Source organism: Streptomyces tagetis, assembly GCF_018069565.1.
Lineage (GTDB): Bacteria > Actinomycetota > Actinomycetes > Streptomycetales > Streptomycetaceae > Streptomyces > Streptomyces tagetis.
Genome location: NZ_JAGPNL010000002.1, coordinates 714,679 through 729,371 on the forward strand (window position 1 = coordinate 714,679; position 14,693 = coordinate 729,371).

A 14,693-nucleotide genomic window follows, 5' to 3' on the forward strand; every position below is an offset into this window, starting at 1 on the left:
GGACCGACCTGCTGGAGGCTCCCATGGACACCCTCACCCTCGCCTCGACGCCGGAGGACGCCGCCGCCCTCCGGGCCGCCGAGGCGCACCACGCCCGCCTGGTGGGGGAGTTGACGGCGCGGGTGACACTGCTGCTCACCGGGGCGGGCCGCGACCCGGTGGCGGGCCGGCGCATACACCGGGGCCTGCTCGCCTTCTGCGACCGCGCGATCCTGCCGCACCTCTCCGCCGCCGAGGCCGTCCTCTACCCCGCCGCCCGCGCCCTGCCCGAGGCCCGGCTGCTGATCGACAGCCTGATCGCCGAACACGCCTGTCTGACCTCGCTCGTCGGCGCGCTGCGCTCCGCCGACCCGGCGGGCGCGATCGCCGACGCCCGCGCGCTCCAGGTGCTCCTGGAGGAACACCTCGCCAAGGAGACCGGCCTCGTCCTGCCCCTGCTCGCCATGGCCCCCGGCATCCGCCTCTCCGTCCTCCACGCCGACCTCGACCGGCGACTGGCCACCGGACCACCGGTGACGGGCCCGCATCCGGCCCCGGAGAGCGCGGAGACGGGGGAGACCGGTGAGACCGGTGAGACCGGGGAGGCGGACGGCGGGTGCGACGGGAGCTGCGGGTGCGGTGGCGCGGGGGCGTGCGGCGGGGCGGAGGAGTCCGGCGGATCGTAGCCGGACGGCCCCCGGCGGCACGCGCCGCTCGTACGGCGCGGGCCACCCGGGGCCCCCGGGCCGCCTCCCGGTAGGCGCGCTCCGGGCGGCACGCCCCTCGTACGGCCGCACCACCCCGGCCACCCGCCCCGGACCGGCCACCTCGCACCGCCGAGCCACCCTGACCGGCCGCGCACCCCGCGGCCCCGTAGCCGAAGGAAGCAGAGACCCCGCCATGAACCCACCGCACCCCCGGACCGGCGCCCTCCTCACGGTGACCGGGACCGCCCTCGCCCTCGCCGGGCCCGTGATGCTGCTGCGCGCCGCCGACGGCCGCAAGGAGATCCGCGGCGAACTCGCCGCCCAGCGGATCACCTTCCCCGACGACGGACTCCCCGCCGACCTCATGCCCTACGCCGGCCGCACCGTGGCCACCGGCGACGAGGCCCGTGCCTACGCCCGGTACATCAAGGGCAACCTCACCCGCACCACCGCCGGCCGCAGCTACGCCGAGATCACCGCCGAACTGCACAAGGCCGGCGGCGACGACGAGGAACTGACGGCACTGCGCCAGACCGCCTTCACCGGCGAGTCCCTGCGCGCCTCGCTGCTCTCCGCCTACCAGGCGTGGCAGATCACCACCCTGGTCGCCGGAGTGGGCACCGCCCTCACCGGCCTCGGCACCGCCCTGGTCGCCACGTCCCGGGCCCTGCGCACCCCGCCCGCACACCCCTGACCGGCGCCCGCGCCGGCCCCCTCGCCACCCGACCCGTCCGACACCGCGTCACCACCCACCCCGGGGCGGTCCGTCCGCCCCCGGCCGACTCGACGACCGGCCGCCGCCCTCCGGCCCGGCACGGCGCGAGCCGCCCGCGTCCGTATCGGAGGCATCCCGTGAACGACCGTACCGAGCGCCCGCCCGGCCGGCCCCCTCGCTGTCGCTCGCGACGGGTGCCCCGGCGCACGGCCCGGTCCGGTCACGGTCCGGCCGGCCGGGTTCCCTGCCCTGGCACCCGGCCGGCCGGACACCCCTGCCCCGGTGTGGCGAGGAGGCCGCGGTGACCGTGCCCCACGTGATCCGCCACCAGCGGCACGACGCGACCCGGCGGCCCTTCCTCGTCATCTGGGAGTCCACCCGGGCCTGCCCGCTGGCCTGCCGCCACTGCCGCGCCGAGGCCGTGCCCGACCGCGACCCGCGGGAACTGGACACCGACGCCGCCCGGGACCTCATCCGCCAGGTCGCCGCCTTCGGCCGGCCCGCCCCGCTCTTCGTCATCACCGGGGGCGACCCGTTCCAGCGGCCCGACCTGACCGACCTCATCGCCTGCGGACGCGAGAACGGCGTCCGGATCGCCGTCTCCCCCTCCGGCACGCCCACCCTCACCCGGCGGCGGCTGGAGGAGGTGCACGCGGCGGGCGCCGCCGGCATCTCGCTCAGCCTCGACGGCTCCACCGCCGCCCTCCACGACTCCTTCCGTGGCGTCCCCGGCGTCTACCGCTGGACCCTCGACGCCTGGGACACCGCCCGCGAACTCGGCCTCAAGGTGCAGATCAACACCACCGTCGCCCGTCACAACCTGCTCGACCTGCCCGACACCGTCCGCCTGGTCGCCGACCACGGGGCGATGCTGTGGAGCGCCTTCTTCCTGGTGCCGACCGGCCGGGGACGCCTCCTCGGCGCGCTGACCCCCGCCGAGGTCGAGGACGTCCTCAACTTCGTCTACGACGTGGGCCTCACCGTCCCCGCCAAGACCACCGAGGCCCACCACTTCCGCCGCGTCGCCCTCCAGCGCCGCGTGCTCGCGGGCACCGGCGAGGACCCCGTGGCCGTCCTCGGACTCGGCCCGCTCTACCGGGAGTTGCGGGCCCGCGCGGACGACCTCGGGCTCACCGCCGGGGAGCGGCGGGTGCGCCGGCCGCCGCTGGACGTCAACGCCGGGCGGGGCTTCGTCTTCGTCTCCCACACCGGCGACGTCCACCCCAGCGGTTTCCTGCCGCTGAGCGCGGGCAGCGTCCGCGAGACCCCGCTCACCGAGATCTACCGCGACTCGCCCCTGTTCACCGGGTTGCGCGACGCCGACCGGCTCGGCGGGCGCTGCGGACGGTGCGAGTTCCGCCGGGTCTGCGGCGGCTCCCGCTCCCGCGCCTACGGCGTGACGGGCGACCCGTTCGCCGAGGAACCCTGGTGCGGATACGTCCCCGGTTCCTTCCCCCACCAGCGGGAACTGGCCGTGCTGCTCGCCGGGTCCGGGGCGAGGGCCGGGGGCCCGGCCGCCGCCGGCCGCGAACACCCCGAGGAGCAGGAGCACCGTGCCGACCAGCCCCGATGACCCCGGCCCCACCGCGGGGGCCGGTCCCGGTCCCGGTCCCGTCGCTGGTCCCGTTCCCGCCCCCGGTCCCGTTCCCGTCGCGGGCCCAGGCCCGGACGCCGCTTCGGGGCGCGGCTCTGACTCGGCCTCCGGCCCTGGCTCCGGGGCCGGTTCCGCCTCCGGCGCCGGCCCGGTTTCCGGTTCCGCCTCCGGCGCCGGCCCGGTTTCCGGCTCCGCCTCCGGCCCGGCCCCCGAGCCGGAGCGTGGCCCCGGCCCCGCCTCCGGCCGAGGGCCCGCCGGGCCCGCCCCAGGCACCGGCCCCGTTCCCGTCGCGGGGCCCGGCCCTGGCCCCGGCCCTGTCCACGTGCCCCTGGGGGTCTCCCCGGGGCGGCCGGCCGGGCGTTTCCGGGCCTCCGGCTCCCGTGTCCGGCACCTCGCCGCCCACGTCCTGATCGCCCTCTGGCTGCTCCTCGCCCTGCTCGCGGCTGGTGTCCAGCAGACGCTGCCCGTCGCCCGCTGGCTCGCCGTCCACCTCTTCCTGCTGGGCGGCGCCGGCACCGCGATCCTCGTGTGGAGCGAGCACTTCGCCGTCGCGCTGCTGCACGCACCGCCCCCCGGCCGGCGCGCGAGCGACGCCCGCCTGGCCGGGTTCACCGCCGCCGTCACCGGCGTCCTGGCCGGGGTGTGGGCCGATGTGCCCGTGCTGACCGGCGCCGCCTGTGCCCTCCTCGTCGCTGTCGTCACCGCCCACCTCGTGATGCTGGTCCGCCTCGGGCGCGGCGCGCTGGGCGGACGGCTCGCCCCCGTCGTCCCGTACTACCGCGCCGCGGCGGTGGCGCTGATCGCCGGCGCGGTCCTCGGCTGGCTGCTGGCCACCGGCGGCGCCGGACCGCAGCGGTACGCCGGGCTGCGGCTCGCGCACCTGCACGTCACGCTGCTCGGCTGGATCGGACTGCCCGTGCTGGGCACGCTGTTCATGCTCTGGCCGACCGTGCTCGGCGTCCGCATGGCCGACCGCACCGCCCGTGTGGCCCGCCGGGCGTTCCTCCTGACCGCCTGCGGCCTGCCCGTCGCCGTCGCCGCCCTCGCGGCCGGGGTGCGTCCCGCCGCCGTGGCGGGCCTCGCCTGCTACACGGCCGGAGTCGCCCTCGCCGTGGGGCTGTTCGCCCGCACGCCGCGCAAGCAGCGGCCCGTCTCGCCCGCCGCCGTGTGGATGCTGGCCGCCTCCGTGGCCTGGCTGTGCGCCGCCGTCGCCGCCGATCTGGTGCTGCTCGCCCTCCGGCCGCCGGACGAGGCGGGGGACGCGGTCGCCGCGCTGGTGCCGGTGCTCCTCGCCGGGTTCGTCGGCCAGGTGCTCATCGGGGCGCTGACGTACCTGCTGCCCGTCGTCCTCGGCGCGGGCCCGGCGGACCGGGCCGCCCTGCGCGCGGTGCTGGAACGGGGCTGGACGTGGCGGCTGGCGGTCCTCAACACCGGTGTGGCGCTCGCCGCCCTGCCGCTGCCCGCGCCCGCCGCCACGACCGGCGCCCTGCTGGCCGCCGCGGCCGGCACCGCCTTCCTCGCCCTCGCCGCCCCCGTCCTGGTCCGCGCCGCCCGCACCGTGCTCGGCGACCTCCGGGCCGGTGACGACCCCGCCGGGCGGGCCCGCCGCGCCGCGCGGCGACCGGCCCTGTGGGGCACGGCCGCCGGGGCCGCCCTCGTCCTGCTCGGCGCCCTCGTCGCCAACTCCGGCGGCGACAACGGCGGTACGGACCTCGCCACCGGCACCGGCACCGGGGCCGCCGCCGTCACCCGCACCGTCGACGTCACCCTCGGCGACATGCGCATCCGCCCGGCCCGCGTCGAGGTCGCCCGGGGCACGGCGCTGACGCTGCGGATCACCAACGCCGACGACCAGCGCCACGACCTCAAGGTCGAGGGCGGCCCCGCCACCCCGCTGCTCGCCCCCGGCGGACGCCGCACCCTCGACCTCGGGCGGATCACCTCCGACCGCACCGCCTACTGCACGCTGCCCGGCCACCGGGCCGCCGGCATGACCCTCGACATCACCGTCGGCGCCGCGTCCGGGGACGGCTCCGGCGACGGCTCCGCGCACACCGGGCACACCACGGCGGGCACCACCCCGGACCTCTCCGCCGACTTCTCCGGCACCTGGCGGCCCCGCGCCGCCGAACTGGCCCCCGCCCCCGAGGGCACCGTCCACCGGGTCGAGCTGCGCGCCCGGCGCACCCGCGCCGAGGTGGCCCCCGGCACCGTGCAGGAGCGCTGGACCTTCGGCGGCACCGCGCCCGGACCGACCCTGCGCGGACGCGTCGGCGACGTCTTCGAGATCACCCTCGTCAACGACGACACCATGGGCCACGGCATCGACTTCCACGCCGGCGCCCTCGCCCCCGACCGGCCCATGCGGACCCTGGACCCCGGAGAGCGGCTGACGTACCGCTTCCGCGCGGAGCGGGCCGGCGCCTGGCTCTACCACTGCAGCACCGCGCCCATGCTCCAGCACCTGGCGAACGGCATGTACGGCGCCGTCGTCGTCGATCCCCCCGGGCTGGCCGAGGCCGACCGCGAGTACCTCCTCGTCTCCTCCGAGCTGTACCTCGGCACCCCCGGCGGCACCGCCCAGGTGGCGAAACTGCGCGAACACGCCCCGGACGCCTGGATGTTCAACGGCGTCGCCGCCCAGTACGCGCACCGCCCCCTGACCGCCCGCGCCGGGGAACGCGCCCGGTTCTGGGTGGTCGCCGCCGGCCCCGCCGACGGTGTCGCCTTCCACCTCGTCGGCACCGTCTTCGACACCGTGTACAAGGAGGGCGCGTACCTGCTCCGGCCGGGTGACCCCGGCGGCTCCCAGGCGCTCGATCTGGCCCCGGCCCAGGGCGGGTTCGTCGAGACCGTCTTCCCCGAGGCCGGGCACTACTCCTTCGTCGACCACGACATGCGGCACGCTGAGTCCGGCGCCCACGGCACGGTGGAGGTGACCGGGCGGTGAACCCCGTCGGAGTGTGGTCGCTGGTGCGCTTCGTCCACGTGGCCGGCGCCGCCCTCTGGGTCGGCGGCCAACTCGCCCTATCCCTGATCGTGTTGCCGCTCGCCCGGCATCTGCTCGCCGACGCCGACAAGGACCGCTTCACCGAGCGGGCCGGGCGCCGCTTCGGGATGCTCACCGGCACCGTCTTCCTCCCCGCCCAGCTCGCCACGGGCTGGGCCCTCGCCTGGCACCGCGGCGTCACCTGGGCCTCCCTCGCCGAGCCCGGCTACGGGCGCACCCTCGCCGCCAAACTCGGCCTCTTCGCCCTGGTGATGCTCGCCGCCGCCGGGCACGGACTCGCCCACGCCCGGGGCCGCCCGGCGCTCGCCCGCGCCCTCGCGGTGGTCTCCCTGACCGGCTCCCTCGGCGTGGTCCTGCTCGCCACCGCCCTGCCCGCGAGCTGAGGCACCGCTCCCCTGGGGCCGGATGGCCCCTTGCCCGGGGCCGGTCAACCCTCGCCCCGTACTTCCGGACGGCGGAAGGTGGGGGGAACGGGCCGAGCCGTGTGAAGGAGCCGCCATGCAGACCCGCGAAGTCGATGCCACAGCCGTCCAGGCCCTGCTGGCCGCGGCCGTGGCGGCGCCGTCCATCCACAACACGCAGCCCTGGCGGTTCCGCCTGGACCCCGACAGCCGGTCCGTGGAGGTCCGCGTCGACCGCAACCGGTCCCTGCCGCTCACCGACCCCGAGCGGCGGGCCCAGTTCCTCTCCGTGGGCGCCGCGGTCCTCAACCTCCGCGTGGCCGCCGCCCACCTGGGCTGGACCCCGGTCGTCCGGCTGCTGCCGACGGTGGACGATCCGACGCTGCTGGCCACCGTGCAACTGGCCGGCCCCGTCGGCGAGGCCCCGGACCCCGTGGCCGGCCTGTACGACGCCATCGAGCGGCGGCACACCAGCCGGATGCCGTTCACCGGCCGCCCCGTCCCCGACCCCGTCGTCGCCGACATGATCGGCGCGGCCCGCGCGGAGGGCGCCCAACTGGACGTCCCCGACATCATCGGCACCCGCCGGCTGCTGCGGCTGACCCAGGCCGCCGAGGCCCGCAACGCCACCCACCCCGAGCGCGCCGCGGAGACCCGCACCTGGCTCACCACGCCGGGCGCCGACTCCGCGTACGGCATCCCGGTGACCGCGCTCGGCCCCCGCGACAGCTCCGGGCACGTGCCGATGCGGGACTTCGCCACCCCGCTGCGGCTGCCGGCCCTGCGCTTCGAACGGCACGTCCAGATCGCCCTGTTGTGGACCCCCCGGGACCGGCTGGGGGACTGGCTGCGGGCCGGCCAGGCCCTGGAGCGGGTCCTGCTCACCGCCACCGTCCACGGGGTGCGCACCTCGATGCTGCACCAGGCGATGGAGTGGCCCGACCTGCGCGCGGCGATGAGCGGGCCGCGCCGCCGCTGCTGCCCCCAGCTCCTCATCCGCTTCGGCTACGGCCCGGAGGGCGGACGCACCCCGCGCGCCGCCACGGCCCGGACGCCCCGCGCCGTCCCGGGCGGCTGACCCGGGCCGCGTCCGCCGCCTCGCGTCCGCTGCCTCGCGTCCGCCGCCTGGCGTCCGCCCCCGCCGCGTCCGGTGCCGTACCGACGGCACCGGGCGCGGCGCCGTATCCGTGCCACGACCGCGTCCCCGGGCCCAGGTTCCGGCCACGACCGGGACCGCCGGCCCCGTGCGCCGGGTCCCTCCGGCCTCCGGCGGGGACCCCCCGGCCCATGCGGGCGGGCCCGCCCCGGCGGAACAGTGATCACGGGACGACGGCCCGCGGGCAGCAGGCCCGCGGCCCCGGTGCGCCGGTCCCGGGACCGGGAGAGGACGACGACATGGCCCAGCAGCCGACGACGCGGAGCGAGGGCGGCCCACCGCCCCAGGCGGTGCCCCCCGGACGGGCCTGGCTGATGCTCGCCCTGGCCACCGCCGGCTTCGCGGTGAACTTCTGGGCCTGGGCCCTGCTCAGCCCGCTCGGCCCCCGCTTCAAGGACTCCCTCGACCTCACCTCGTTCGAGCAGTCGCTGCTGGTCGCCGTGCCCGTCGTGGTCGGATCGCTCGGCCGGATACCCGTCGGCGCGCTCACCGACCGCTACGGCGGCCGGGTCATGTTCCCCGCCGTCTCCGCCGTCACCATCGTCCCCGTCCTCTACCTCGGGCTCTTCGGCCACACCTCGCCGGCCGGACTGCTCGCCGGCGGTTTCCTCCTCGGCGTCGGCGGCACCGCCTTCGCCGTCGGCGTGCCCTTCGTCAACGCCTGGTTCCCGCCCGCCCGGCGCGGACTGGCCCTCGGCGTCTTCGGCATGGGCATGGGCGGCACCGCCATCAGCGCCCTGACCACGGTGAAGCTGGTGGACGCCCACGGCATGGCCGACCCCTTCCTGCTGACCGCCGCGGTACTCGCCGCCTACGCCGTGCTGGCCGCCCTCGTGCTGCGGGACGCCCCCGGGCGCACCGCGCCGGCCGAGCCGCCGGCCCGCCGCCTGGCCGCCGCCCTGCGCCTCGGCGTCACCTGGCAGGCGTCCGCCCTGTACGCGGTCGCCTTCGGCGGGTACGTCGCCTTCTCCGTCTACCTGCCCACCTACCTGAAGACCGGCTACGGACTCTCCCAGGCCGCCGCCGCCGACCGCATGGCCGGCTTCGTCCTCCTCGCGGTGGCGATGCGCCCGGTGGGCGGCTGGCTCGCGGACCGCTTCGGCCCGGTACGGGTGGTGGCCGGCTCCCTCGCCGTGGTGCTCGCCGGAGCCTTCGCGCAGGCGACCACGCCGCCGCTGGCCTCCACCGGCACGGTCGCCTTCCTGTCGATGGCCGCCGCGCTCGGCGCCGGCAGCGGGGCCGTGTTCGCCCTGGTCGCCCTGTTGGTCCCGGCCGGCTCGGTGGGCTCGGTCACCGGCGTCGTCGGCGCCGCCGGCGGCCTCGGCGGCTTCCTGCCGCCGCTGCTGATGGGCTCGCTCTACGGCCACTACGGCTCCTACGGCCTCGGCCTGGTCCTGCTCGGCCTGGTCGCCGCGGCGGCCCTCGCCTTCACCGGCACCGGCGTCCGCCGCGCGGTCACCCGCGCCGCCCCGGCCGCCGCCAACTGACCCGGGGCCGGGCCCCTCCGGCCCCCCGAACCGATCACGGAGCGCGTGATGTGCGAATACTGCGGCTGCCAGTCGCTCACCTCCATCGACCAGCTCACCCGCGAACACGACACCGTGGTCGCCCTCATCAGCCGCGTCCGCACCGCCCGCCGCTCGGGCGACACCGCCGCCGCGGCGGCACTGGCCCGGCGCATCGCCGCCGTCCTCGGCCCGCACACCCGGGTCGAGGAAGAGGGACTGTTCCCCGCGCTGGCGGACGACTTCCCCGTCCAGATCGCCGCGCTGACGGAGGAGCACCGCCAGATCGAGGCGGTCCTCGGGGAGGCCGAGGGCGGCGTCCCGGCGGACCCGGCCTGGCCCGACAAGCTGCTGGCGGCCCTCGCCGACCTGCGCGAGCACATCCTCAAGGAGCAGGACGGCGTCTTCCCGGCCGCGCTGGCCAGTCTCACCACCGACCAGTGGGAGGACGTCGAGGCGGTCCGCGCCCGCGCCGGCAGCGCCCTGTCCGGCCCCGCCGCTTGACGGCACACGACGGCCCCCGGGCATCGCGCCCGGGGGCCGCCCCGTACCGGCTCAGGCCGCCGCGCCCGGCAGCCACAGGTCCGGGCCGAAGACCTCGTACCGGATGTCGCGCGCGGGCACCCCGGCCGCCAGGAGCCGGCCGCGGACCTCCCGCATGAAGGGCAGCGCGCCGCACAGGAACACCGTCGCGCCCTCGGGCAGTTCGACGTCCGCGAGGTCCATCAGCCCGGTGCGGGCCTCGGGCTCCTGCGGGCCGCCGCGCTCGTACCAGAACGCGGCGCGCGCGTCCGGCAGCCTCTCCACCAGCGCCCGCGTCTCGGCGCGCAGCGCGTGCTCGGCGGGGGAGCGGTCGGCGTGCAGGACCAGCACCGGCCGCCGCGCGTCCGACGCGGCGAGGTGGGCCAGGATGCCCGTCATGGGCGTGCAGCCGATGCCGGCCGAGACCAGCACCACGGGGCGGGTGCCGTCGTCGTCGAGGAACACGTCGCCGGCCGGGGCCGACAGGGTCAGTTCGTCGCCCCGGCACACGTCGTCGTAGAGCAGGTTGGACACCTCGCCGGCCGGGGCGCCGTCCTCGGCGGGGACCCGCTTCACGGTGATCCGGCGCAGTTCGCCGCCCGGGTCGCCGGAGAGGCTGTACTGCCGCACCTGGCGCACCCCGTCCGCCATCCGCATGCTCACGCTCACGTACTGTCCGGCGCGGGCCCGCGGCGCCGGCTCGCCGTCCGCCGGGCGGATCACGAACGACACCACGTCGGGTGCCTCCGGGCGCCGCTCCACGACCGTCCACTGCCGCCAGACGCGGCCCGGCCGCAGCCCCGCCTCGTGGTACAGACGGGCCTCCTGGCCGATCAGCGCGCCCGCCATCAGCCAGTACACCTCGTCCCAGGCCGCCGCCACCTCCGCCGTGACGGCGTCGCCGAGCACCTCCGCTATGGCGGCGAACAGGTACTTGTGGACGATCGTGTACTGGTCGTCGGTGACGCCGACCGAGACGTGCTTGTGCGCGATGCGGTCCAGCAGCGTGTCCGGCCGGGTCTCCGGGTCGTCGAGGAGCGCGGTGGCGAACGCGGCGATCGAGCCGGCGAGGGCCCGGCGCTGGGCGCCGCTGGCCTGGTTGCCCCGGTTGAACAGTCCGTCGAGCAGTTCGGGCCGGTCGTGGAACATCGTCCCGTAGAAGCGCGTGGTGATCTCGTCGAGCGCGGCGGCCACCGCGGGCAGGGTGGCGCGCACCACGGACGCGGATTCTGCGGACAGCATGGGGCCTCCCGTAGATGGGGGAAGTAGCGGGCCGCCGTGCCGGGCGCGGCGGCGAATTCTGTCTACCAGCCGGCGGACCCCGCTCCGGCGGGCTTCGGGCCCGGGAGCGCGAACGGGGACCAATGGCCCCCGTAGTCGGCCCGCTGGTCCCCACCGGCGGGCGGCGCCCCGGGACCGGAGGTCCCCGGAACGCGGGTCCCCCGGGCCCTGCCGTCCGGTGACGGGGACCCGGGGGCCACGGGGGAGCGGGGGAGGAAACGGAGGGCAGGACGGCTTTCGGCCACGCCGGCGGCACACGCCGCGCGGCCGGACGCGGTCAGGCGCCGTCGGCCTCGGTGAGCCGTATGCCGGTGACCAGATCCGGCCGGATGCGAATCGCGTAGTCCATCGTCTGCTCGACCCACGGGCGCAGCATCGCCTGGTAGCGGGCGAGGTCCCGGGGGTCGGTCACCAGCCGCGCGTACCCCGTCACCACCACGCTCCACCCCAGGTGCGTCTCGGGATCGATCGCGTCGGCCTCGTAGGCGACCACGACGCCAGGATCGCCGGCCGTACGGGTCCGGGAGGTCAGGGCCGCGCCCTCGTGGGTGCGGATGATGACGTCCCCGTCGTCCAGGACGTGGTTGACCGGGCGGACCGTCGGCAGCGCGTGCTGGGTGAAGACGATCCTGCCCAGGGAGACGCTGCCCAGCAGCCGCAGGGCCTCCTCGCTGTCGAGCTCGGTGCTGCGGCGGGGCCGGACCGGGATCGAGCGGACGTTGTCGAGAGTCATGGCGTGCTTTCGTGCGGTTTCATCGCTCACTGTCTTGTCTCCGCTCGGCCTTCGAGGCGGCCGGGCGGTCTGCCACCGGGGGAGGATGACGGGGCCGGTCCGGTGCGGCGACCTCCCGCCGCGGCCCGCGGGTGTCCAGAGGTGCTCAGTTCATTGGAGCCCCGGGAACCGGGCCCCTGCTAGGGCCGTTCGGCCCTACGGTGCGCCGGTCGGATCATGCCGTGCCCCGCGCCCGGGTCCCGGCACGTCCCGAGGGGGACGCAGGGCCCCCGGACCCCGCTAGGCTCGGTGACGGGCCGCCGCGCGGTGCGGAGCGCCACCGGCGCCGGGCGCCCTCTCGCGTGCGTGCGGGGCGGCCGGGAGCACGGGCGGCCCGCGGAGACGACGCAGACGAGGAGTGTTCATGGCGGACAGCGAGCGGCCCGGCAGTGACGACCCGATCAGGGTCTTCCTGCTGGACGATCACGAGGTGGTACGGCGCGGGGTGCACGACCTGCTGGACGACGAGCCGGACATCACCGTGGTCGGGGAGGCCGGCACCGTCGAACAGGCCCTCGTCCGCGTCCCCGCGCTGCGCCCGCAGGTGGCCGTGCTCGACGTGCGGCTGCCCGACGGCGACGGGGTGAGCGTCTGCCGCGAACTGCGCTCGCGCATGCCGGACCTCGCCTGCCTGATGCTGACCTCCTTCGACGACGAGGAGGCCCTCCTCGACTCGATCATGGCGGGCGCCTCCGGGTACGTGCTGAAGCAGATCCAGGGCTCGGACCTGGTCTCGGCGGTGCGCACCGTCGCCGCCGGGCAGTCCCTGCTCGACCCGAGCGCCACCGCCAAGCTGATGGCCCGGCTCCGCGGCGAGCAGGAGAAGGAGCAGGAACCGGAACCGCTGCCCGGACTGACCGACCGGGAACGGGAGATCCTCGCCCTGATCGGCGAGGGCCTGACCAACCGGCAGATCGGCCAGCGGCTCTATCTCGCCGAGAAGACGGTGAAGAACCACATCTCCCGGCTGCTGGCCAAACTGGGCGTCGAGCGGCGCATCCAGGCCGCCGTCATCGCCACCCAGGCGCAGGACCGGCTCCGGCACGACGGGCGCTGACCCCGGCCGTCTCCCGGCCGCTGCCCGGCCGTCTCCCGGTCGCTCCCCGGCCTCCGGGGTGCGACGGGCGGCCGGACCGGTCGGTCCCGCCGCCCGGTTCCTTCACCCTCCCGCCCCCTCGGGCCGCCCGGACCGCTACCGTGGTCAGGAGACCGGAACGGACGGCTGCCGGCGCGTCGGAGGGACCTGGAGGACCACTGGTGGAGAGCCCTGACGAGCCGGAGGCCCGCCTACGACTGCCGCAGCTCAGACTCGACGAGCTGCTGGAGGAGCTCCAGGCGCGGCTGGACGCCGCCCGGGGCACCCGGGACCGGGTGCACAGCCTCCTGGAAGCGGTGCTCTCGGTCGGCCGGGAACTCAACCTCGAACAGGTGCTGCACAGCATCGTCGAGGCCGCCGCGGCCCTCGTCGACGCCCGGTACGCGGCCCTCGGCGTGATCGGCCCGGACGGGAAGCGGCTCTCCGCCTTCCACACGGTCGGCATCAGCGAGGAGCAGATCGCCCGCATCGGCCCCTACCCCGAGGGCCACGGCATCCTCGGGGAACTCATCCGCCACCCCGAGCCCCTGCGCCTGGCGAAGCTCTCCGAACACGCCGCCTCCTACGGCTTCCCGGCCCACCACCCGCCGATGCACTCCTTCCTGGGCGTGCCCATCCGGGTCCGCGAGCAGGTCTTCGGCAACCTGTACCTGACCGAGAAACGGGGCGGCGCCCAGTTCGACGAGGAGGACGAGTCGGTCCTGTCCACCCTCGCCGTCGCCGCCGGCGTCGCCATCGACAACGCCCGCCTCTACGAGCGGTCCCGGCTGCGCGAACGCTGGCTCCGGGCCAACGCGGAGATCACCCACAGCCTGATGTCCGGCAGCGAGCGCGGCGAGGCGCTCGGGCTGATCGCCGAACGGGCCCGGGAGATCACCGGCGCCGCCCTCGCCGTCCTCGCCATGCCCATGGAGGACACCGACTCCCTGGTCGTCGAACTCGCCACCGGACAGGGCGCGGAGGAGCACCGGGGCCTGGTGCTGCCCGTCGACGACAGCCTCACCGGCCGGGCCTTCACCACCGCCGCCCCCGTCCGCTGCGACGACGTCAACCAGGACGAGCGGGTCTCGCCCGCCGCTCCCGGCTTCGCCGGACTCGGCCCCGCCGTCGCCGTCCCCTTCGGCGTCGGCAAAGGCGTCCGCGGTGTCGTCCTGCTGGTGCGGCAGGCGGGCCAGGCCGCCTTCTCCGAGAAGGAGACCGAACCGCTCCAGGGCTTCGCCGCGCAGGCCGCCCTCGCCATGGAACTCGCCGAACGGCGCCGCGACGCCGAGCAGATCGCCGTCCTCCAGGACCGCGACCGCATCGCCCGCGACCTCCACGACCTCGCCATCCAGCGCCTGTTCGCCACCGGGATGACCCTCCAGAGCGCCGGCCGCCTCATCGAGCACACCGCCGCCTCCGAACGCGTGCTGCGGGCCGTGGACGACCTCGACGAGACCATCAAGATCATCCGGTCGACCATCTTCGGACTGCGCGCCCGCGGCGAGGACGGCGGCGCCGGTCTGCGCGGACGCGTGGTCCGCGCGGTCGGGGAGGCCGCCCCGGTGCTGGGCTTCGCGCCCAGCCTGCGGATGGAAGGGCTGCTGGACACCGAGGTCCCCGGCCGCATCGCCGACCACGTGGTCGCCGTGCTCTCCGAGGCGCTCACCAACATCGCCCGGCACGCGCGCGCGGGCCGCGCCTTCGTCGTCCTGGAGACCGACGGCCGCGAACTGCGCCTGACCGTCACCGACGACGGCGTCGGCATACCGTCCGGAGGCCGCCGCAGCGGACTGCGCAACATGGCCGAACGCGCCGCCCAACTCGGCGGCGAACTGCGGCTCTCCACCCCGGACGGGGGCGGGACCACCCTGGAGTGGCGGGTACCGGTGCCGGACGGGGACTGACCCCCTCCCGGGCCCGCCGCGCCCCCGGGCGCGCGCCGCACCTGCCGGTACGCGCCGGACACGTGCCGG

General features: G+C 76.6%; 12 protein-coding genes. 10 read left to right on the forward strand and 2 right to left on the reverse strand.

The window, feature by feature from the left end; genetic code table 11:
- Positions 1–23: 23 nt before the first annotated feature.
- From J5Y05_RS11285 to J5Y05_RS11320, 8 genes are all read left to right on the forward strand, one after another.
- Positions 24–665, forward strand: a complete 642-nt coding sequence (locus tag J5Y05_RS11285; protein ID WP_210871091.1) for a hemerythrin domain-containing protein — start codon at positions 24–26, stop codon at positions 663–665.
- 214 nt (positions 666–879) lie between these two features.
- Positions 880–1,380, forward strand: a complete 501-nt coding sequence (locus tag J5Y05_RS11290; protein ID WP_210871093.1) for a hypothetical protein — start codon at positions 880–882, stop codon at positions 1,378–1,380.
- A 322-nt stretch (positions 1,381–1,702) separates the two neighbouring features.
- The gene (locus J5Y05_RS11295; RefSeq protein ID WP_210871095.1) at positions 1,703–2,974 is read left to right on the forward strand and encodes a TIGR04053 family radical SAM/SPASM domain-containing protein; all 1,272 of its coding nucleotides are present in this window, start codon (positions 1,703–1,705) and stop codon (positions 2,972–2,974) included.
- A 343-nt stretch (positions 2,975–3,317) separates the two neighbouring features.
- On the forward strand, positions 3,318–5,945 hold the full coding sequence (locus tag J5Y05_RS11300) for a multicopper oxidase domain-containing protein (RefSeq protein ID WP_210871097.1): 2,628 nt from the start codon (positions 3,318–3,320) through the stop codon (positions 5,943–5,945).
- A complete protein-coding gene (locus J5Y05_RS11305; protein ID WP_210871099.1) occupies positions 5,942–6,388 on the forward strand; it encodes a hypothetical protein in 447 nt (148 codons plus the stop codon). Before J5Y05_RS11300 ends, J5Y05_RS11305 begins: the two co-directional genes overlap by 4 nt.
- 115 nt (positions 6,389–6,503) lie before the next feature.
- Complete coding sequence (locus J5Y05_RS11310; RefSeq protein WP_210871101.1) at positions 6,504–7,484, forward strand: Acg family FMN-binding oxidoreductase; 981 nt, start codon at positions 6,504–6,506, stop codon at positions 7,482–7,484.
- Positions 7,485–7,801: 317 nt separating this feature from the next.
- Positions 7,802–9,049 carry an MFS transporter gene (locus J5Y05_RS11315; protein WP_247614435.1) on the forward strand — a complete coding sequence of 416 codons (1,248 nt, stop codon included), beginning with the start codon at positions 7,802–7,804 and terminating at the stop codon, positions 9,047–9,049.
- Positions 9,050–9,097: 48 nt separating this feature from the next.
- Positions 9,098–9,571 (forward strand): hemerythrin domain-containing protein, encoded by a 474-nt coding sequence (locus J5Y05_RS11320; RefSeq protein WP_210871103.1) that lies wholly within the window; start codon positions 9,098–9,100, stop codon positions 9,569–9,571.
- Between the two features lie 51 nt (positions 9,572–9,622).
- Here J5Y05_RS11320 and J5Y05_RS11325 read toward each other — a convergent pair whose 3' ends face one another.
- Together J5Y05_RS11325 and J5Y05_RS11330 are read right to left on the reverse strand one after the other, a co-directional pair.
- Positions 9,623–10,831, reverse strand: coding sequence for a globin domain-containing protein (locus J5Y05_RS11325; RefSeq protein WP_210871105.1), 1,209 nt, complete (start codon positions 10,829–10,831; stop codon positions 9,623–9,625).
- Between the two features lie 316 nt (positions 10,832–11,147).
- A complete protein-coding gene (locus tag J5Y05_RS11330; protein ID WP_210871108.1) occupies positions 11,148–11,603 on the reverse strand; it encodes a pyridoxamine 5'-phosphate oxidase family protein in 456 nt (151 codons plus the stop codon).
- A gap of 403 nt (positions 11,604–12,006) precedes the next feature.
- Here J5Y05_RS11330 and J5Y05_RS11335 point away from each other — a divergent pair, with 403 nt between their 5' ends.
- On the forward strand, positions 12,007–12,699 hold the full coding sequence (locus J5Y05_RS11335) for a response regulator (protein ID WP_210871110.1): 693 nt from the start codon (positions 12,007–12,009) through the stop codon (positions 12,697–12,699).
- 200 nt (positions 12,700–12,899) lie between these two features.
- A complete protein-coding gene (locus J5Y05_RS11340) occupies positions 12,900–14,624 on the forward strand; it encodes a sensor histidine kinase (RefSeq protein ID WP_210871113.1) in 1,725 nt (574 codons plus the stop codon).
- Positions 14,625–14,693 lie beyond the last annotated feature (69 nt).